This is a genomic window from Micromonospora sp. NBRC 107095 (assembly GCF_030269705.1).
GTDB lineage: Bacteria > Actinomycetota > Actinomycetes > Mycobacteriales > Micromonosporaceae > Micromonospora > Micromonospora parva.
In genome coordinates, this window is record NZ_BSTU01000004.1 from 69397 (window position 1) to 87438 (window position 18042).

Sequence of the window (18042 nt, forward strand, 5' to 3'; positions counted from 1 at the left end):
TCTCCCGCCACTTCTAACTTATAGCGCACTGGGGGGCTTGCGGCAAGACCCCGTTCATGACGCAGAATCGTCGGCCGAGGCTTGAATCTGCCGAAATGGACGTCATGACATGAATTCCTTGCCTACCTCCGTGTTCGAACTACCCGATCATCTCGCCCCCAAGGCCGACCCGGCGCTCATCGCTCAGGACGAGCGGCACTTCGCGGCCATGGCGCGGAACCTCGCGCACCTGACCGCCGAGCTGTCCGACCGCCTGGACGCCGCGCGCCGGGCACCCGGCGGCAAGGGCCGCCAGGCCGTCGACCGGGACGAGGAGGTCCGTCGGCTGACCGCCCGTCTGCGCTCGCTGAGCCGCTACGGGCTGGACCTGTGCCTCGGTCACCTGGTCGAGGCGGACAGTCCCGAGCCGGTCTACGTCGGACGTCGCGGCCTCACCGACAGCACGGGCCGACGGCTGCTGCTCGACTGGCGCTCACCCGCCGCCGAGCCGTTCTTCGGAGCGACCCACGCCAACCCGATGGGCCTGGCGAGCCGCCGCCGGTACCGCTGGACCCGCGGCCGGATCAGCGACTACTGGGACGAGGTGTTCACCCCGGACGGGTTCGTGGGGCACGCCGCCGCGCTCGACGACCAGTCCGCGTTCATCGCGAGCCTGGGCAGCGCCCGATCGGCCCGGATGCGCGACGTGCTCAGCACGATCCAGGCCGACCAGGACGCCATCATCCGGGCCGGGTCGGCCGGGGCCCTCGTGGTCGACGGCGGTCCCGGCACCGGGAAGACCGTCGTCGCCCTGCACCGGACCGCGTACCTGCTCTACTCCGACCCGCGCCTCGGTCAGCGCCGGGGTGGAGTGCTCTTCGTCGGGCCGCACCAGCCCTACCTGGCGTACGTCGGCGACGTCCTGCCCAGCCTGGGTGAGGAGGACGTGCAGACCTGCACCCTGCGTGACCTCGTCCCCGAGGGGGCGACGGCAACCGTCGACGCCGACCCGGAGGTGGCCCGGCTGAAGTCCTCGGCCGAGCTGGTCCGGGCGATCGACGCGGCCGTCCGGTTCTACGAGGACCCGCCGGTCACCCCGATGACGATCACTGTCGGCGACTCCGACCTCCGGCTGAGCGCCGACGACTGGGCCGACGCGTTCCGGGCGCCGGGCCTGGGCACCCCGCACAACGAGGCGCGCGAGGAGATCTGGGAGGAACTGATCGCCATCCTCACCGACAGGTACGACGGCGACGAGCCGGACGACGTGCTGCGCGACTCGCTGCTGCGCAACCGGGACCTGCGGGCGACCGTCAACCGCGCCTGGCCGCTGCTCGACGCGGCCGATCTCGTGGGTGACCTGTGGTCGGTTCCCGCGTACCTGCGCACGTGCGCGCCGTGGCTCAGCCCGGCGGAGGTCCGCAAGCTGCAGCGCGACGAACCCCGGGCCTGGACTGTGTCCGACCTGCCGCTGCTGGACGCGGCACGGCAGCGGCTCGGTGACGCGGACAGATCGGGGCGCCTCCGTCGGCACGACCCGGCGGCGGCCGTCGAACGCGACCACATGGCCCGGGTCGTCGACGAGCTGCTCGCCGCCGACACCTACGACGACGGCGAGGGCCTGCTGACGATGCTGCGTCAACCCGACCTGCGCGAGGTTCTGGTCGACGACTCCGGCCTGCCGGAGCCCGAACCGGACCTGTTGGCCGGCCCGTTCGCGCACATCGTCGTCGACGAGGCACAGGAGCTGACCGACGCCCAGTGGCAGATGCTGCTGGTGCGGTGCCCGTCGCGCAGCTTCACCATCGTGGGCGACCGCGCCCAGGCCCGGCACGGGTTCACCGAGTCGTGGCAGGAACGCCTCAAGCGGGTCGGGTTCGACCGGATCACGGTGACCTCGCTGAGCATCAACTACCGCACCCCGGCGGAGGTCATGGCGCAGGCCGAGCCGGTCATCCGGGCCGTGCTCCCGGACGCGAACGTGCCGACCTCCATCCGGGGCAACGGGCTGCCCGTCGTCCACGGGTCGGTCGCCGAGCTGGGATCGATCCTGGACAGCTGGCTCGCCACGCACGCCGAGGGGATCGCCTGCGTCATCGGTGACCCGACCTTCCCGCCCACGGACCGGGTCCGGTCACTGAGCCCCGAGCAGGCCAAAGGGCTGGAGTTCGACCTGGTCGTTCTCATCGACCCGGAGACGTTCGGCGCCGGCATCGAAGGGGCCGTCGACCGGTACGTCGCGATGACCCGGGCCACCCAGCAACTCGTGCTCCTGAACAGCCGCTGAGGGCGTCCCGCCCAGCCGGTCTCCGGGGGCGTTGCGGGCCGGTCCTCCCATCGACACCTGGCCTGGTGGCGCGAGGCGTCGGTGGTCGACGCCGCCGTCGTGCCCCCCGAGGCCCGCACCCTGGCGCGGACGCCCACCGGAGTGCAGGCGGCGTTACGCGCGTTGAGCAACTCGCGCTTCTTCGCCGCCGCCTACCAACGGGTTCGCGCCGCGCTCGACAGCCTCCTGGTGCGGATCTGCGTCAGGTACGCCGGAACCTGCTCGAACCCGATCTGCGGCGGGAGGTGATGTCCCGCGGCCTCATGGTCGCGGCGAACTCACGTCGATCGCCGCGCGCAGCTCACGGCGGCCACCGATGCCGAGCTTGGCGAAAATCTTGCGCAGGTGCCACTCGACCGTACGCGCGCTGAGGAACAACGCGGCACCGATTTCCCGGTTCGTCCGGCCAGCCGCGACCAGCCGCGCGATCTGCGTCTCCTGCGGGGTCAGCTCCGCTGGTACGCCGACGGCACGCCTGCGGACCGTCTCGCCGGTGGCGGCCAGTTCCCGGCCGGCCCTCTGGGCGAACGCCTCCGCCCCCATCGCCGTGAACGCCTCGTAGGACGACCGCAGCTGGGTTCGGGCGTCGCCACGACGGTTCGACCGGCGCAGCCACTCCCCGTACAGCAGCCTGGCCCGGGCCAGTTGCAGACCGAGCTGCGTGGTGGCGAGCCGCTCGATGGCCGTCCGGTAGCGTTCGTCCGCTTCCGCGTCCACCGCGACGAGCGCGTCCGCGATGGCCTGCGTACCGAGCGCCCAATCCGTCTCTGCCAGGCTGGTCCGCTCGGCGAGGCGTTCGCGTGCCTGAGCCGCGGCGGCGTGTGCACCTGAGCGCGTCGCAGCCTCGACCAACTCACCGAGCGCCCACTGTTGAACGGCAAGGTCGTCCTGCTCGGTCGCCCATCGAACGGCGTCCAACGCCGCCGGGTAGTTGCCGAGCCCGTTGAACAGCACCGCCTTGCTGTAACCGGCGACGCTGAGCAACCAACCCATGCCGCCGGCCTCTGCCTCCTTGGTCAAGGCATCGATCAGCTCGATGGCCGGCTCCTCGCGGCCCCGGTGCGCGGCCAGGATCACTGCGGTGGCCGGGTGTGGCGACAGCCCTGCCGCGTCCGCGAGAGCCCCGGCCTCGTCGAGCAGATCGGACGCCTCGGCGAACTGTCCGGCGAAGATCAGTGCGGTGGCCCGGAACGTCAACGCGGTGGGCAGCAGTGAGAGCCGCCCGGTCTCCCGGGCGAAGTTCACGGCCTGTCCGGTAAGCGTGTGAAAGGCGACGTCGTTCCACACCTCGTGCAGAACCAGACCGACCAGCCAGGCCAGGTCCACATCGGTCTCCACGGTGACCGCGTGCAGCGCCCGGGTGAAGAGCGGCACTGCTGCGGCCTGCCCATCCAGGCTCCACGCGGTGAAGGCCGCCAGAAGTAGACCGGCCGGGTCCGAACCCTCGGGTACTCGTCGGGCGGCCCGGGCGACGAGCCGCAGGTCGTCGCCGCCGAACCGTCCGGCGTTCAAGGCCGCGCCGACCGCCGAGAGGTACGTCTCCCGGGCTGCGGCCGGGTCCAGCGCCTCGAGCCGGCGGGCGGCCTCGAGGATCGGCGGAACCGCCGCCCGGCCGGAGTTGAGGGCGAACGCGACCCGGGCCCGCAACCGCTCCATCTCGGCGCGCTGCGCCGGGTCCAGGTGACTCAGCTCGGCGGCGGCGAGCAGGCCGGCCACCTGTTCGGTGGCGCCGGCGGCGAATCGGGCCTGCGCCGCGGCCAGGATCCGGCGGGCGCGGGCCGTCGAATCGGCGGTGAGTTCGGCAGCCCGCTCGAGGAAGGCGGCAGCCGCAGCCCGGCCGCCGCGGGCGAACGCTCGACCGGCCGAGCGTTCCAGCTCACCGGCGACCTCCTCGTCCGGCCCCACGGCAGCGTGTGCCCGGTGCCAGGCGCGCCGGTCCGGATCCTGAAGCGGGTCGGTGACGTCGGCCAGAGCCCGATGCACCGCGCGTAGTTCGGCGGGTCCGGCCGAGCGGCGGATCGCCGAGCGCACCAGCGGGTGGCGCAGTCGTACCCGGGTGCCCAGTTCGACCAGGCCGGCCGCCTCCGCCGACACCGCCGCGGCGGGACCCACACCAAGCCGGCTCAGGGCACGCCAGAGCAGCGACACGTCTCCAATCGGCTCTACCGCGGCGGTCAGTAGCAGCCGCCGGCTGTCGGCCGGCAGCGCCGCGATACGGTGCTGGAAGCCCTCCTCGACCCGGCCGGCCAGCGGCGTCGCGGTGTGTCCGCCGAATCCGAACGCCAGCTCCGCCGGGGACAGACCACGGGGCAGCTCGATCAGCGCGAGCGGGTTGCCGCGGGTCTCAGCGATGATCCGATCTCGAACCTGGGTGTCGACCAGTCCGGGTATCGCCCTGTCCAGCAGCGTTCGCGCGTCCGCCTCGGGCAGGCCGTCGACCCGCAGCTCGGGCAGGCCGCCGAGTAGCTGCTCGTCGGTGGCGCTCCGCACAGCGAGGAGCAACGCGACCGATTCCGCGTCGAGACGGCGGGCGACGAAGGTGAGGATGATCTCGGACATGCGATCCAGCCACTGCGCGTCGTCGACGACGCAGACCAGCGGTTGTTCGGCCGCCGCCTCGGCGAGCAGGCCGAGCACCGCGAGACCGACGAGCAACCCGTCCGGCGGACGGCCTACCTGGAGACCGAACGCGGTGGCTAGCGCGTCGCGCTGCGGTTCGGGGAGCCGATCCAGGTGCCTCAGCAGCGGAACGCAGAGCATCTGCAGCGCCGCGTACGCCAGGTCGGTCTCCGCTTCGACGCCCGCGACCCGCACCACGCGATCGGGCTCTGCCCGCTCGGTCACGTAGTCCAGCAGCGCGGTCTTGCCGACGCCGGCCTCGCCGCGCAGCACCAGCACCCGGCTCTGGCCGGCCCGGACGTCACGCATCAGCCGATCGAGCAGGTCGCGCTCACGGTGTCGGCCGAGCAGCTCAGAACCAATGTTGTCACTCGGCACGTTTTCCCCCAGTCGAAACTACTACGCGGCGGTTCGCCGTCGCGGGCGGGCCGCGAGCCCCGGGTAGGGACTACACCAGCAACAGGCCGGTGATCGTGACGAGCAGCGCACGGCTGAGCCGGTCGGCGAAGATCACGCGGGAGTGGGCGAGCAGCGGGTCCTGCACCGCCTCCGCGACGGCCGGCGACGGATTGGCGAACGGCCAGAGGCCGGCGATCAGCAGGATCGACAGGGCCACGAGTTCCCGGGATGCCGGTACGGTCAGCGCGGGGATGCGTTGTCTGAGCAGCCCGGCGAGCCGTACCTGCAGTTCCGTGTGGGTGAGTTTGAACGCCCGGACGGCGTCGGCGGAGATGTTGCGTTCGAGTTCGGTACCGAGCGAACTCCAGAGTTCACAGATCAGCGGGCGGCTGGCTACCGACCGCGCCAGGGCGTCCACCACGGCGGCGGGAGACGGTGGGGTGCCCGTCGCGGGTGGCAGTTCGGCCGGAAGGTCGTCGAGCCACTCGTCGATGGACTGGTTGAGCAGGGCGAAGAAGACCGCCTCGCGGGTCTCGAAGTAGCGGACGACGTTCGTTTTCGACAACCCGACCCGCCGGGCGAGTTCGCGAAGGCTGATGTCGCTGACCGGCATTTCGGTCAAGAGCTGCGCCGCCACCTCGAGGATCGCGCGTCTGCGCGCCTCGCGCTGTTCGGGGTTGCGGGCACGTTGAAAGCTCGGTGGCTGACCGTTGGTGCCCATGGCGCTACCCCTGAAGTTCCCCGACACCGCCCACTACTGGCGGCTACCCTACGCGCCTCCCGATCGCCCTTCGCACGTTGTCCACCCAGCAGCAGCGGGCCGCGCGACGCCGCTCAGCTGTCGTAGCTGACGGACTCGCTCACCGTGCGCCACTTGGCGTCCGAGGCGGCGAGGGCTGTCGCGGCAGCCTGTGCCACTGCCACCGCATCGGCGCCCAGCAGCAGATGGACCGGCGGATCGGGAACCTCGGTGAGGTTCAGGATCACCTGGGAGACCCGCGCCGGGTCGCCCGGCTGGTTGCCGTCGGCGGCACGCAGGCGGGCGAGCACCGGCTCGATGACCGGCGTGTAGGGGTCACTGATTGCCAGCATCCTCATCGAGGAGCCGGCCCAGTTGGTGCGCATGCCACCTGGCTCGGCGACGGTGACTTTGATTCCGAACGACGCCACCTCCTTGGCAAGCACCTCGGAGAATCCGCCGACCGCCCACTTCGCCGCCTGGTACGCGCCCAAGCCGGGGCCACCCACCCTGCCGCCGACGGAGGAGATCTGGATGATGTGACCGCTGCCCTGCTCACGCATTGTCGGCAACGCGGCTCGGGTCACGTTGACCACCCCGTGGAAGTTCGCGTCGATCTGCGCCCGGAACTCGTCCTCGGGCATGTCCTCGATCGAGGCCACATCGGCGTACCCGGCGTTGTTCACCACGACATCCAACCGGCCGAACGCTTGCACCGCTGTCGCGACAGCGGCGCGTGCAGCGCCGGGGTCGGTCACGTCCAGCGCGATAGCGCGAACCCGGTCGCCATAGCTGTCGACGAGATCGTCGAGCTGGTCGGGACGCCGGGCGGTGGCCACCAGGTTGTGACCGGCCTCCAGGACGGCTGCGGCGAGGTGCCGGCCCAGCCCGCGCGAACTTCCGGTGATCAACCAGGTCTTTCTCATCCCGTACCCCATCTGGTGTGTGGTGGCGGGAGTGACCGATCCGTCCCCGCCGACGTGGCTTGTCGCGAATATTAGAGGCCAGTGGCCTCTTATGAGCCTAGCACGGCAACGACGTGCCCGTTGTGAGGCGCTGATCGGAACCTCGTGGCAGCTCAGGGGCGAGCCAGGCGGGTCCACCAGGGAGTTGGGTCGGGGGACCAGGGTGTGCCACGGGGTCGCCAGGCTCCGCGGTCGGAAAGTCTGGGAGGACACCAGCCAGGAGAACCAGGAGGGCCAACTACCCATGATTCACTTTGTGGAGAAGACCACCGCGACGCCGGAGCAGGTTCTCGCCGCGCTCACCGATTTCGGACCGGGCCGTTCGGCGGTGTTCGGCAACAGCGCCGACGAGTATCTGACGGTGCATGGTCAGGGTGCTGCCTGGGCTGACGTCACGGAAGGCTCGGGCGGCATCTGGGAGCGGCTGCGCTATGACTGGTCGAATCCCCGCCGTGTGGTCATGACGACGACCGATTCCAACATCTGGGGCGGCCGGTCGGGTCACACCTACACGTTGCGGCCGCAGCCGGACGGGACAACGGTCCTGGACGTCGTCGTGGTCCGCGAGGGCAAGAACCTCAAGGGCCGTCTGACCGGCATCGTGCTGGGCTCGGTCGGCAAGGGCGTGCTGCGTAAAGCCTTGAAGAACACGCTCAGAGCCATCGAAGCCCGCAACACCGTCGCCGGTTGATCGGACGCTCCGAGTTCGGCGTGTGTCTGCGGATCGCGCCCTTCAGTGCCTATTGAAAGGACAGACGCAGTGACAACGGCGCAGCACCCTGTCGGTTCACAATTCGATGCGGCCTCCACGACGCGTGACGTTCTGGCCACGGTCGACCTGACCGGCAAGACCGCGATCGTGACCGGCGCGAACTCCGGCCTGGGACTACAGACCGCGCTGGCGATGAGCGCCGCCGGCGCCCACGTCGTGGTCCTCGACCGCGACGTCACCAAAGCCCGCAACGCACTGGTCGGCGTGTCCGCGGAGTACGCGGTCCTGGACCTCAGCGACGCGACCTCGATCGACCGGGTGGCGGCGGAGTTCGTCGACTCCAACCGGCCCGCGCACATCCTGGTCGCATCGGCGGGGATCATGGCCGCCCCGTTCGGACGCGACCCGCGCGGCAACGAACTCCAACTGTCGATCAACTATCTCGGCCACTTCCAGCTCGTGGCCCGGTTGTGGCCGGCTCTACGAGCGGCTGGCGGTGCCCGTGTCGTCACCCTCACGTCGCTCGGGCACCGCCATTCGCCCGTCGTGTTCGACGACCCGAACTTCACACACCGCACATACGACCCCTGGGCCGCGTACGGCCAGTCCAAGACAGCCATGTCGCTGTTCGCGGTCGAGCTCGACCGACGCGGACAGGCGGATTGTGTACGCGCCTTCGCCGCTCATCCCGGCAGCATCGTCGCCACCGGGCTGAAGCAGTATCTGACGACCGAGCAGCTCGCCGCGGCCGGCATGGCCAACCCGGACGGCAGCCCGATCCTCGACCCGAGCAAGCAGCTCAAGACACCCGAGCAGGGCGCCGCGACTCCGGTGTGGTGCGCCACGAGCCCGCAGCTTGCCGGCCTGGACGGCGTCTACTGCGAGAACTGCGACATCGCTGAACTCGCCCAGGACACCGATGCCGACACCGCGAACCTCGGCGGTTTCAACGACCTCTCGGGCGTCGCACCACACGCGGTCGACCCGGACCAGGCCAAGCGCCTGTGGACGCTCAGCGAGGAACTGACCGGCGTCCACCTTCTCTAGAACGGACGTCTCTCAATCGAGCGGTCCGGGTCCTGGCCCCAGGGGTGCAGACCAGTGCCTCACCCTGGGGCCAGGCCGGTGCGGCCGGGTGAGGGTAGTGGACATGAAGCAACGCTTGATGATCCTGACGGCCGCGGCAGTCCCGCTGGCTGCCTCTCTCCTGCCCGTGGCCGTCAACGCCGCCACGCGCGACGGCGGCCCGACCGCCGCCACCACCTGCACCGCCGTTCCCGTCTCCACGCCGTCCGGCACCAGGGTGGTGTCGGTCACGGCGGCCTCCAGAGCCGGAGGCGACTTCACGTTCCCCTCCACCCCGGGGCTTCCGCAGAATCCGCCGATCACGGCAGTGCCGGACTGGTGTGACATCAGCGTCGTCGTGACCCATCCGGGCGCTAACGACACCGTCACCATCAAGGTGTCGCTCCCCCAGGATGCGAAGGACTGGAACGGACGCTTCCAGGCCACCGGCGGCAGCGGTTACTCCGCCGGAGACCTCAGTGAGCTGAGCGTCCCGCTGATCAGCGCGGTGAAGGGCGGATACGTCGGCGCGGCCACCGACGCCGGCGTCACGACCGGCCTGGACGCCAGTTGGGGTCTCACCGCCGACGGAAAGACCAACACCGGGCTGCTCACCAACTTCGCCTCCCGCTCGGTGCACGATATGGCGGTCATCGGCAAGGACGTGGCGAAGAGGTTCTACCGGCGCGCGGTGACGTACTCGTACTTCACCGGCTGCTCGACCGGCGGCCGCCAGGGCTACGCGGAGGCGCAGAACCACCCGACGGACTTCCAGGGCATCCTGGCGAACGCGCCGGCGATCGAGTGGAACCGGTTCGAGATCGCCACGCTGTGGTCACAGGCGGTCTACAACGAGGAGAAGGTCGCCCCCTCGCAGTGCGAACTGGCCGCCTTCAACACCGCGGCGGTCGCGGCCTGCGACACCCTCGACGGCGTCCGGGACGGCGTCATCGACAACCCGCAGGACTGTACGTGGGACGCCCGTCGGCTGGTCGGCAGGAAAGTCGCCTGCGAAGGCAAGGAGATCACTATCACCAGGGCGGTCGCCGACGCGGTGAACAAGATCTGGGCCGGCCCGGTCTCGCCGGTCGGCAAGAAGCTCTGGTACGGCCAGAACAAGGGTTCCGCGTTCAATTTCATCGCCAATCCTGGCGCACCTTTCCAGGTACCCGACCAGTGGGCCAAGTACTTCGTGACGAAAGACCCGTCATTCGACAGCACCAAGCTGACCTACCAGACGTTCACGCGACTCTTCACCTCAGCGACCAGGCAGTACGACGACATCATCGGCACCAATGACCCGAACCTGTCGGCGTTCGCCAAGGCCGGCGGCAAGCTGCTCACGTGGCACGGTCAGTCGGACCAGTTGATCCCGACCCAGGGCACTGTCGACTACCGCAAGCACGTCAACGCTTTCTTCGGCGGGAACAAGCGAGTCGACGACTTCTACCGCCTCTTCCTGCTGCCCGGCGTGGACCACTGCGGAACGCCGCTGTTCAGCACCGGCCCGCTGGTCAACCCGGGCGCCGACCTCGACGCCCTGGTCAACTGGGTGGAGAAGGGGAAGGCCCCGGCGACTCTCCCCGCCACGTCGGTGGACGGCACGTTCACCGGCAACATCCCCCGCTACCCGCGGTGACCCGCCAGAGCAGCCCCATCGCTGCCTGACCCGAACCCCAGCTACAGCGACGGCCCCGGATTGGTGTCCGGGGCCGTCGTTCTGCCGCATTGTGGATGTTGCGGCTTCATCAGCCACCGCAGCGGGTCATCCCTCGGCGGCGGGTCGGGCGTACGCCAGTTCGTCGGTCTCGAGCCGTCCTCCGCGCGGCTCCGCACGAATCGCGGCCACAGCCCGCCGGCCAGCGCCCCCACCGTGCTGCTCAGTCGAGCGGTCGGTTGTATTCGTGGAAGCCGACGACCTTGCCGTTGCGGACCATGATGTGAATGCAGTGCCGGGCCGCGTACGGCTCGCCGAAGAAGACACCCCGAGCCCAGTCCTCGAAGACGACGCGATCCTCGGCGACGGTCTTGGAGATCACCTCGACCTGGTCGAACCGGCTGGCACCAGGTGCGAACACACCGAAGAACCCGACCAGCTTCTCGCGCCCCTCGGCCCCGGTGAAGTGACCCGTCTGCGGGGCCGGGAGGATCACGTCAACCTCATCGTCGAAAAGGTCGAAGAAGCCCTCCCACGAACCGGTCTGGAACCCTTCGATCAGGGCGTCGTACGCCTTGTGGCGATCAGTCGAACATCGTCACTCATCGTCTTTTCCTTCTGATTCTGCTCTGTGCCAGGTCGGTGCGGGCCGGAGTGTGTCCACTGCCGGACGCCCTGCGGGGAGCACGCAGAACCCCGCCGCACCGTCCCGAGGGTCAGGTGACGTTGCGGATGTGGCCACCGTCGACGCGGATGTTGGCGCCACTGATGTACCCGGCCAACGGGCTGGCGAGGAAGGCGACCGCCGCGGCGATCTCATCCGGCCGACCGAGTCGTCCGATGTCGTTGGGCACCAACTCGTTCGTCGCGTCCTGCTCGATCTGCTCCCAGGTCTCGCCCCATCCCCGCTCGGGGGCAATCTCGATCAGCAGGTCCTTGACCGCCTCGACGAGGATCGCTCCGGGCGCGACGATATTGGACGTCACACCGGTGCCCTTCAACTCCCGTGCGAGCGATACCGCCAGGTTGTGTCGGGCGGCGAGGGTGGCGTTGTACTGCGGGTGCTGGAACAGCGGCTGCGTCGCGAGGCCCCCACCAATGGTGATGACACGCCCCCAGCCACGCTCACGCATCGACGGCACAAGTCGCTGGATCATCCGTACGCCGGAGATGACGTTGCCCTCGTAAGTCTCGCGCCAGGAGTCCGCCGTGGCGTCAGTCCACGACAGATGCTTGTAGGCACCGGCATTGTTGACCAGGATGTCGACCGGGCCGCCAGCCAGAGCCGCAGCGGCCACCGCGTCCGCACCCTCGTCCGTGGTGAGATCACCGAGCGCCACGTCGGCTTTCCCACCGGATGTCCGGATCGCTTCCGCCACCGCCGTGGCCCGCTTCTCGCTCCGTCCGTGCACGACCACCTGGGCGCCTTCGCCGGCGAGCAGTCGCGCCATCGCCTCACCGAGCCCGGAGCTTGAGCCGGTCACCAGGGCACGCTTGCCGATCAGTTGCAGGTCCATCAGATGCTCCTCCCTTTTCGTCACGCTGCGTTGTCTACGACCGTAGACTTAACCGAACGAAGTAGTCTACACTCGTAGACGTGACGGCAGACACAGGCGGATCCGGTGACAGCCCGCGACGGCGCGACGCCAGCGCCACCCGCGAGGCGATCCTCAACTCAGCGATAGAGGCGTTCACCCGCCTGGGCTACGACGGCGCCGGCGTACGCGAGGTCGCCGGGGGCGCCGGCGTGACCGCAATGCTGGTCAACCGCTACTTCGGCTCCAAGGAACAACTGTTCGCCGAGGCGGTCGACCGCTCGTTCGCTCCGCGTACCGTCGTCAGCAACGACCCAGGCGGGCTGAGCGAACAGACGGCGGCAAGGTTGGCCGCGCGGACCTCGCCCGAGGCAGACGATCTGGACCCGTTCGTGCTCATGCTGCGATCGGCAGCCAACCCACGGGCCGCCGAGATCATCCGTGCGGCCATCGAGAAGCACGTGGGACGGCACCTGACCGACATACTGCCCGGGCCCGACGCCGCTCCCCGCGCGGAACTGCTTCTCGCCCTGATCGCCGGAGTCTGGCTGATGCGAAAGGTCATCGCGACGCCAGCCCTCACCGGCATCGATGAAGGTGCTCTCACGCGACAACTACACGAGCTGATGGAGGTCCTCGTCAACGCACCGCCGGCCACCAGCGGCGGCGATGCCACACCCGGTGCGATCAGCCCGGGCTGACGGACGACCCCGACCGGGCCAGCTTCACCACCGCCCTGGACACCGCCCGCAACCAGATCGCGCAAGCCGCTGGCGTCATCACCGACAGCGTCATCGACCTCGTGGGCGTCACCGGCACACGTCCTGAACCACCTCCTGCCCGGCCGCCGCATCCGCGTCGAATCCCGCTGGATCAAACGCTCCAACAGGCGGGACCATCGGCGCAGCCGCCCCTCCTCCTCAGGTCGGAGGCGCAGTGCCGTCCTGCGCCAGATGGCGGGGGCCGATCCCTCGAACAGGCTTGTTCCATGGCCTCGGGTGACGCCGTACGGACCTGCTCCGGACACCCGTTCGCCAGGAAAGGCACTGGCACACGATGCGATCACTTCCTCGTCCCGCCGCCGGGTCACCCCGGTCGGCGCGACCTTCCGTCCGGCTCGGCGCGGTGGTGGCGGCCACCGTCGTCATCGCCGTGAGCACTGCCGGCTGCGGCGCACCGCAGCACAACCCCGCACCGCCCATCGGCGCTCCGGCGGCACCCGCGGCCGGCGGCGGGGCGGGTTCGGCTCTGACCGACACCGACGTCAACGCCTGGCTCGACGGCCTGCTGCCGGCAGCGCTGGACCGTACCGGCATCGCCGGCGCCACGGTCGCCGTCGTGCACGACGGCAAGATCGTCACAACCCGGGGGTACGGGTACGCCGACACCGGCGCCGACGGTGACCCGGCCGTGCCGGTCGACCCGGACCGGCACCTGTTCCGGATGGGATCGGTGTCGAAGCTGGTCACCGCCACCGCCGTGCTGCAACTCGTACAGAGCGGGAAGCTCGACCTCGACGCCGACGTCGAGACGTACCTCGATTTCGACCTGCCGCGCAACTACGAGCGGGCCGTCACCCTGCGGCACCTCCTGACGCACACCGCCGGCTTCGAGGAGCGGATCGCCGGCCTCATCGGCACCGACGACGCCACCGTCGACCTGCGCAAGGCCCTGGCGACCGAGCCACCCGAGCAGATCTACGAGCCGGGCACCGTTCCCGCCTACTCCAACTACAGCAACGCCCTCGCCGGGTACATCGTCGAACGGGTCAGCGGGACGCGCTTCGAGGAGTACGTCCAGCGCAACGTCCTGGACCGCGCGGGCATGCCGTCGTCGACCTTCGAGCAGCCCCTCCCGGCGGCTCTGCGCGACCGGATGTCCAACGGGTACGACACCTCCGCCGGGCCGGCCGCGCCGTTCGAGATCGTCGGCACGCCCCCGCCCGGTGCGCTGAGCGCCCCGGCGACGGACATGGCGCGATTCATGATCGCCCAGCTCGGCGAGCCGGTGGGCTTCGCGCCCCTGCTGGACAAACCCACCCGCGACCTGATGCAGCGGCCGGCACTCGACTCGACGTCGCTGGGCACGCTGGCCGACGGACCCCGGATGACCCTCGGCTTCTTCACCGAGGACCGCAACGGCCACCGGATCCTCGGCCACGGTGGCGACACCAAGTACTTCCATTCCCACCTGCAGATCTACCCCGACGACCGGGCCGGCATCTTCCTCTCCCTCAACAGCAACGGCTCCGGCGCGCTCGACAGCCAGGAGCTTCGCGAGTCGATCGTGAACGGCTTCGCCGACCGCTACTTCCCCGCCGGTGACGACCAGCCGCGCACCACTGTGGACCCGGCGACCACCGCCACGCACGCCGCGCTGGCGGCCGGCACGTACGAGTCCTCACGAGCGATCCGGAGCAACTTCCTGACGGCCATCGGCCTGGTCGGTCGGACGACGGTCAGCGTCACCGACGGTAACCGGTTGCTGATGGTCCCGGGTCCGCTCTCCGACTCCCCCGCCCACTACGAGGAGGTGGCGCCCTGGGTCTGGCGTGAGGTCGGCGGTCAGCGCACGATCGCCATGCGGGCGAGCGACGACCGGGTCGAGGCGATCAGTTTCGACTCCGCGTTCACGTTGCTGCGCGTCGAGCCCGCCCGCGCCTCCGCGTTGGCTGTCCCGGTGCTGGCCGTGTCGACAGTCATGCTGCTCCTCACCGTGCTGTCCTGGCCGGTCGGCGCGATCGTCCGCCGTCGACTGGGTCGCGCGCCCCGGGACCGGGCGGGGCGTACCGCGCGGATCCTGAGCCGCCTCGCCGTCGCCGGCACGCTGCTCGCGTTCGCCGGATGGGTGCTGAGCATCATCACCATCATGAGCCTGCAGGACGTTCCCGGGGCCCTCCTGCGCGCCATCCAGGTGCTGCAGCTGATCGGCCTGCTGGGAGTGCTGCCCGCCACGGTGCGGCTCGTCGACGACGTACGACACCACGTCGGCTGGCGGCGGATCGCCGGCAGCGGCCTGATCCTGCTCGCTCTCGTCGGCGCGGGCTGGTTCGCCGTGGAGTTCCAACTGCTCGCGCCTAGCATCTCCTACTGACCCGCCCGACCGGGACGATCCGGAGCAAGGATGCGCACCGCATGAGGGATCACATCGACACCGACACCGAACCCGGCACCCGCCGGCTGGCGAAGTGGCTCGACGGACGGCTCAGCCGGCTCGGGTTGACCGGAGTGTTCCCCCGCGACTGTCTGCTGGCGGCGACGCTGACCGTCTCGACGTTCGTCCTGCTGACGGTGCTGTTCCGGTTCGTGGCACCGGCAGAGGGGGTGTCGTTCGACCCGGCGCGGGCCTGGCTGCTCATCGCCGGGTGCTGCGCGCAGGCGATGCTGCTGTGCCTACGTCGGGTCCAGCCGCTGCTGTGCCTCGCGCTCATCGTCGGCCTTCAACTGCCCATCATCGGCGTCTCCCTGCCCGAGGCGACGCTCCGGGGCATCGCCCCGGTCATCGTGGCGTACACGGTCGGGTCGCTGCTGCCGGTTCGACGTGCGCTGCTGGCCGTCGGGGTGGCGGTGGCGGTCGAGTCGATCGGGGCGGCCGTCGTGGTGATCCCGGATGTGCTGACGGCACTCGCGTACGTCTCGGCGAGCGCCCTGACCTACGCCAGCGCGACTTTCGTCGGCGGTTACGTGGCCACCCACCGCCGCTACGTCGAGTTGGTCCGGGTCCGCGCGGACGAGGCGATCCGGGAGCAACACACGAAGGTCCAGGCGGCGATCGGCGCGGAGCGGTCCCGGATGGCCCGGGAGTTGCACGACGTGGCGGCCCACCACCTCTCCGGCATGGTCGTACAGGCCGCCGCGGTCGAGCGGCTGATCGACCGGGACCCGGCGGCCGCGAAGGCCGGCGTGGCCTGGATCCGCAGTCAGGGCAAGGAAACCCTGGATAACCTGCGGCTGGTCGTCGGTGTGCTGCGCGGCAGACCGGGGCACGAGGGCGGCGACGGTGCCGCCCCGGTCCCGGGGCTGGGCATGCTCGACGACCTGGTGCGCACCGCGGGCAACCTCGCCGGCCCGGTGGAGTTCATCCGGGAGGGCGAACACCGCGAGGTGCCGCCGATCGCCGACGTCGCGCTCTACCGGATCGCGCAGGAGTCGCTCAGCAACGCCCGCCAGCACGCACCGGGCGCCGCGGCACGGGTGGTGCTCCGCTTCGCGCCCCGCTCGGTGTCGCTGGAGGTGGTGAACGGCCCGGCCGCGCCGCGACGCGTGCCGGCGGCGCGAACCGGTGGTGTCGGCCTGGTGGGCATGCGCGAGCGCGCCCAACTGATCGGGGCGACGTTCACCGCCGGGCCGACGGCTGCCGGTGGCTGGTCGGTCACCGCGACACTCCCGACGAACGGTCCCGCCACCTCACGGCCGAAGGAAGAGGCCCCTGCATGATCAGAGTGATGCTCGTCGACGACCAGGCCGTCGTCCGCGCCGGCTTCCGCGTCATCCTGGAACAGGACGGTGAGATCGAGGTCGTGGCGGAGGCGTCGAGCGGGTCCGCCGCTGTGGAACTGGCCCGCCGGCTGCAACCGGACGTCATCTGCATGGACGTCCGGATGCCGCACGGTGACGGGCTCACCGCCACCCGGCGGATCGTCGCCGAGGCGACCGGGACGCCACCGGCGGTGCTCGTCGTGACGACCTTCGACCTCGACGAGTACGTCTTCGGCGCGTTGGAGTCCGGTGCCAGCGGGTTCATCCTCAAGGACTGTGAGCCCGACGACCTGATCGAGGCGATCCGTCGCCTGGCCAGCGGCTACGGGCTCGTCGACCAGGCCGTCACCCGCCGGGTGATCTCGGAGTTCGCCAGGCGTACGCCCGCTCCCCGCTCCGACGCCGCGGCGGCGCACCAGTTGACCGCGCGGGAGACCGAGATCGTGGAGTTGCTCGCGCAGGGCCTGTCCAACGTCGAGATCGCCGAGCAACTCTTCATCGAGACGAGCACCGTCAAGTCGCACCTCGGGCGGGCGATGGCGAAGATCGGCGCCCGGGACCGGCTGCAGACCGTCGTGTGGGCGTACCAGAACGGGGTGGTCCACCGGTGACAGCGGCCCCGACCCGCAGGCCGCCGGTGCGTCCACCCCCGGTCGAGAGTGGACACCCCCGGAGTACGATCCCGGTCGTACCGCCGTGGTGACCTCCAGCTGACGACCCCTCGATAGGAGCCAGGCATGGCCGGCCCGGACCCCGAACTCGCCGCGAAACTTCAGCCCGACGTGCCGCACGCGGCACGGATCTGGAACTACTGGATGGGTGGCAAGGACAACTTCCAGTCCGACCGGGCGGCCGGCGACGCCGTCGCCGAGGTCTACCCGGAGATCGTCCTCATGGCACAGCAGTCCCGCGTGTTCCTGGTGCGGGCGGTGCGCCACCTCGCGGCCGAGGCGGGCATCCGGCAGTTCCTGGACATCGGCACCGGCCTGCCCACCATGCAGAACACGCACGCGGTCGCGCAGGCCGTCGCGCCCGACTCGCGGATCGTCTACGTGGACAACGACCCGATGGTGCTGGTGCACGCGCGGGCTCTGCTGGCCAGCACGACGTCGGAGGGCGTCACCACCTACGTCCCGGCCGACTACCACGACCCGGAGAAGATCCTCGCCGAGGCGGCGCAGACGCTCGACTTCGACCAGCCCATCGCCGTGATGTACATGGGCGTGATGGGCTACGAGCCCGACCTGGACGTGGTGCGCTCGATCGTCGGGCGCACGATGGACGCGGTGCCGTCCGGCTCGCACCTGGTGCTTTGGGACGGCACCAACACCAGCCCGGCGGTGGTCTCCGGAGCCGAGCGGCTGGCGCAGAGTGGCGGGGTCCCGTACATCCTGCGCAGCCCGGAGGAACTCGAAAGCTGCTTCGACGGGTTGACGATGGTGGAGCCGGGCCTGGTGCCGATCCCGCTGTGGCGGCCGGAGGCTCCCGACGCCGTGGGGATCGACGCCTACGGCGCGGTGGCCCGCAAGCCCTGACCGGCACGACGTCCGCCCCGCTCCCGCCGTCGC

At 70.2% G+C, this 18042-nt stretch carries 15 protein-coding genes; 10 read left to right on the forward strand and 5 right to left on the reverse strand.

Going from position 1 to position 18042, the window contains the following annotated elements; all coding sequences use genetic code 11:
• The first annotated feature begins 109 nt into the window (after positions 1-109).
• Positions 110-2266: an RNA polymerase recycling motor ATPase HelR gene (gene helR / locus QSK15_RS20300; RefSeq protein ID WP_285795729.1), complete on the forward strand. Its 2157-nt coding sequence runs from the start codon at positions 110-112 to the stop codon at positions 2264-2266.
• 81 nt (positions 2267-2347) lie between these two features.
• A complete protein-coding gene (locus QSK15_RS20305; RefSeq protein ID WP_285795730.1) occupies positions 2348-2554 on the forward strand; it encodes a hypothetical protein in 207 nt (68 codons plus the stop codon).
• A gap of 12 nt (positions 2555-2566) precedes the next feature.
• On the opposite strand, the gene QSK15_RS20310 is transcribed toward QSK15_RS20305, so the two are convergent.
• From QSK15_RS20310 to QSK15_RS20320, 3 genes are all read right to left on the reverse strand, one after another.
• On the reverse strand, positions 2567-5302 hold the full coding sequence (locus tag QSK15_RS20310) for an AAA family ATPase (protein WP_285795731.1): 2736 nt from the start codon (positions 5300-5302) through the stop codon (positions 2567-2569).
• 70 nt (positions 5303-5372) lie between these two features.
• Positions 5373-6044, reverse strand: a complete 672-nt coding sequence (locus QSK15_RS20315) for a TetR/AcrR family transcriptional regulator (RefSeq protein WP_285795732.1) — start codon at positions 6042-6044, stop codon at positions 5373-5375.
• Between the two features lie 113 nt (positions 6045-6157).
• Positions 6158-6988 (reverse strand): oxidoreductase, encoded by an 831-nt coding sequence (locus QSK15_RS20320; protein ID WP_285795733.1) that lies wholly within the window; start codon positions 6986-6988, stop codon positions 6158-6160.
• Between the two features lie 295 nt (positions 6989-7283).
• On the opposite strand from QSK15_RS20320, the gene QSK15_RS20325 reads away from it, so the two are divergent.
• The 3 genes from QSK15_RS20325 to QSK15_RS20335 all read left to right on the forward strand — a co-directional run bounded on the left by QSK15_RS20325 (position 7284) and on the right by QSK15_RS20335 (position 10443).
• Entirely contained in the window at positions 7284-7718 is a 435-nt protein-coding gene (locus QSK15_RS20325; protein WP_285795734.1) for an SRPBCC family protein, read from the forward strand.
• Positions 7719-7787: 69 nt separating this feature from the next.
• Positions 7788-8786, forward strand: a complete 999-nt coding sequence (locus QSK15_RS20330; protein WP_285795735.1) for an SDR family NAD(P)-dependent oxidoreductase — start codon at positions 7788-7790, stop codon at positions 8784-8786.
• 103 nt (positions 8787-8889) lie between these two features.
• Entirely contained in the window at positions 8890-10443 is a 1554-nt protein-coding gene (locus tag QSK15_RS20335; RefSeq protein WP_285795736.1) for a tannase/feruloyl esterase family alpha/beta hydrolase, read from the forward strand.
• A gap of 241 nt (positions 10444-10684) precedes the next feature.
• Here the strand turns inward: QSK15_RS20335 and QSK15_RS20340 are convergent, their stop codons facing one another.
• Together QSK15_RS20340 and QSK15_RS20345 are read right to left on the reverse strand one after the other, a co-directional pair.
• Positions 10685-11023 carry a nuclear transport factor 2 family protein gene (locus tag QSK15_RS20340; protein ID WP_352232204.1) on the reverse strand — a complete coding sequence of 113 codons (339 nt, stop codon included), beginning with the start codon at positions 11021-11023 and terminating at the stop codon, positions 10685-10687.
• 154 nt (positions 11024-11177) lie between these two features.
• Positions 11178-11978 (reverse strand): SDR family NAD(P)-dependent oxidoreductase, encoded by an 801-nt coding sequence (locus QSK15_RS20345; RefSeq protein ID WP_285795737.1) that lies wholly within the window; start codon positions 11976-11978, stop codon positions 11178-11180.
• Positions 11979-12058: 80 nt separating this feature from the next.
• Here QSK15_RS20345 and QSK15_RS20350 point away from each other — a divergent pair, with 80 nt between their 5' ends.
• From QSK15_RS20350 to QSK15_RS20370, 5 genes are all read left to right on the forward strand, one after another.
• Entirely contained in the window at positions 12059-12697 is a 639-nt protein-coding gene (locus QSK15_RS20350; RefSeq protein WP_285795738.1) for a TetR/AcrR family transcriptional regulator, read from the forward strand.
• A 355-nt stretch (positions 12698-13052) separates the two neighbouring features.
• Positions 13053-15089 (forward strand): serine hydrolase domain-containing protein, encoded by a 2037-nt coding sequence (locus tag QSK15_RS20355; protein ID WP_285795739.1) that lies wholly within the window; start codon positions 13053-13055, stop codon positions 15087-15089.
• A 41-nt stretch (positions 15090-15130) separates the two neighbouring features.
• Positions 15131-16432, forward strand: a complete 1302-nt coding sequence (locus tag QSK15_RS20360) for a sensor histidine kinase (protein WP_285795740.1) — start codon at positions 15131-15133, stop codon at positions 16430-16432.
• Entirely contained in the window at positions 16429-17085 is a 657-nt protein-coding gene (locus QSK15_RS20365; RefSeq protein WP_285795741.1) for a response regulator, read from the forward strand. Before QSK15_RS20360 ends, QSK15_RS20365 begins: the two co-directional genes overlap by 4 nt.
• Positions 17086-17211: 126 nt before the next feature.
• Positions 17212-18009, forward strand: coding sequence for an SAM-dependent methyltransferase (locus QSK15_RS20370; RefSeq protein WP_285795742.1), 798 nt, complete (start codon positions 17212-17214; stop codon positions 18007-18009).
• Positions 18010-18042 lie beyond the last annotated feature (33 nt).

Bases quoted from the DNA above. Each gene is read 5' to 3' on its own strand.
- helR (WP_285795729.1), top strand. From the start codon at position 110: ATGAATTCCTTGCCTACCTCCGTGTTCGAACTACCCGATCATCTCGCC.
- QSK15_RS20315 (WP_285795732.1), bottom strand. From the start codon at position 6,044: ATGGGCACCAACGGTCAGCCACCGAGCTTTCAACGTGCCCGCAACCCC.
- QSK15_RS20320 (WP_285795733.1), bottom strand. From the start codon at position 6,988: ATGAGAAAGACCTGGTTGATCACCGGAAGTTCGCGCGGGCTGGGCCGG.
- QSK15_RS20335 (WP_285795736.1), top strand. From the start codon at position 8,890: ATGAAGCAACGCTTGATGATCCTGACGGCCGCGGCAGTCCCGCTGGCT.
- QSK15_RS20345 (WP_285795737.1), bottom strand. From the start codon at position 11,978: ATGGACCTGCAACTGATCGGCAAGCGTGCCCTGGTGACCGGCTCAAGC.
- QSK15_RS20355 (WP_285795739.1), top strand. From the start codon at position 13,053: ATGCGATCACTTCCTCGTCCCGCCGCCGGGTCACCCCGGTCGGCGCGA.
- QSK15_RS20360 (WP_285795740.1), top strand. From the start codon at position 15,131: ATGAGGGATCACATCGACACCGACACCGAACCCGGCACCCGCCGGCTG.
- QSK15_RS20365 (WP_285795741.1), top strand. From the start codon at position 16,429: ATGATCAGAGTGATGCTCGTCGACGACCAGGCCGTCGTCCGCGCCGGC.
- QSK15_RS20370 (WP_285795742.1), top strand. From the start codon at position 17,212: ATGGCCGGCCCGGACCCCGAACTCGCCGCGAAACTTCAGCCCGACGTG.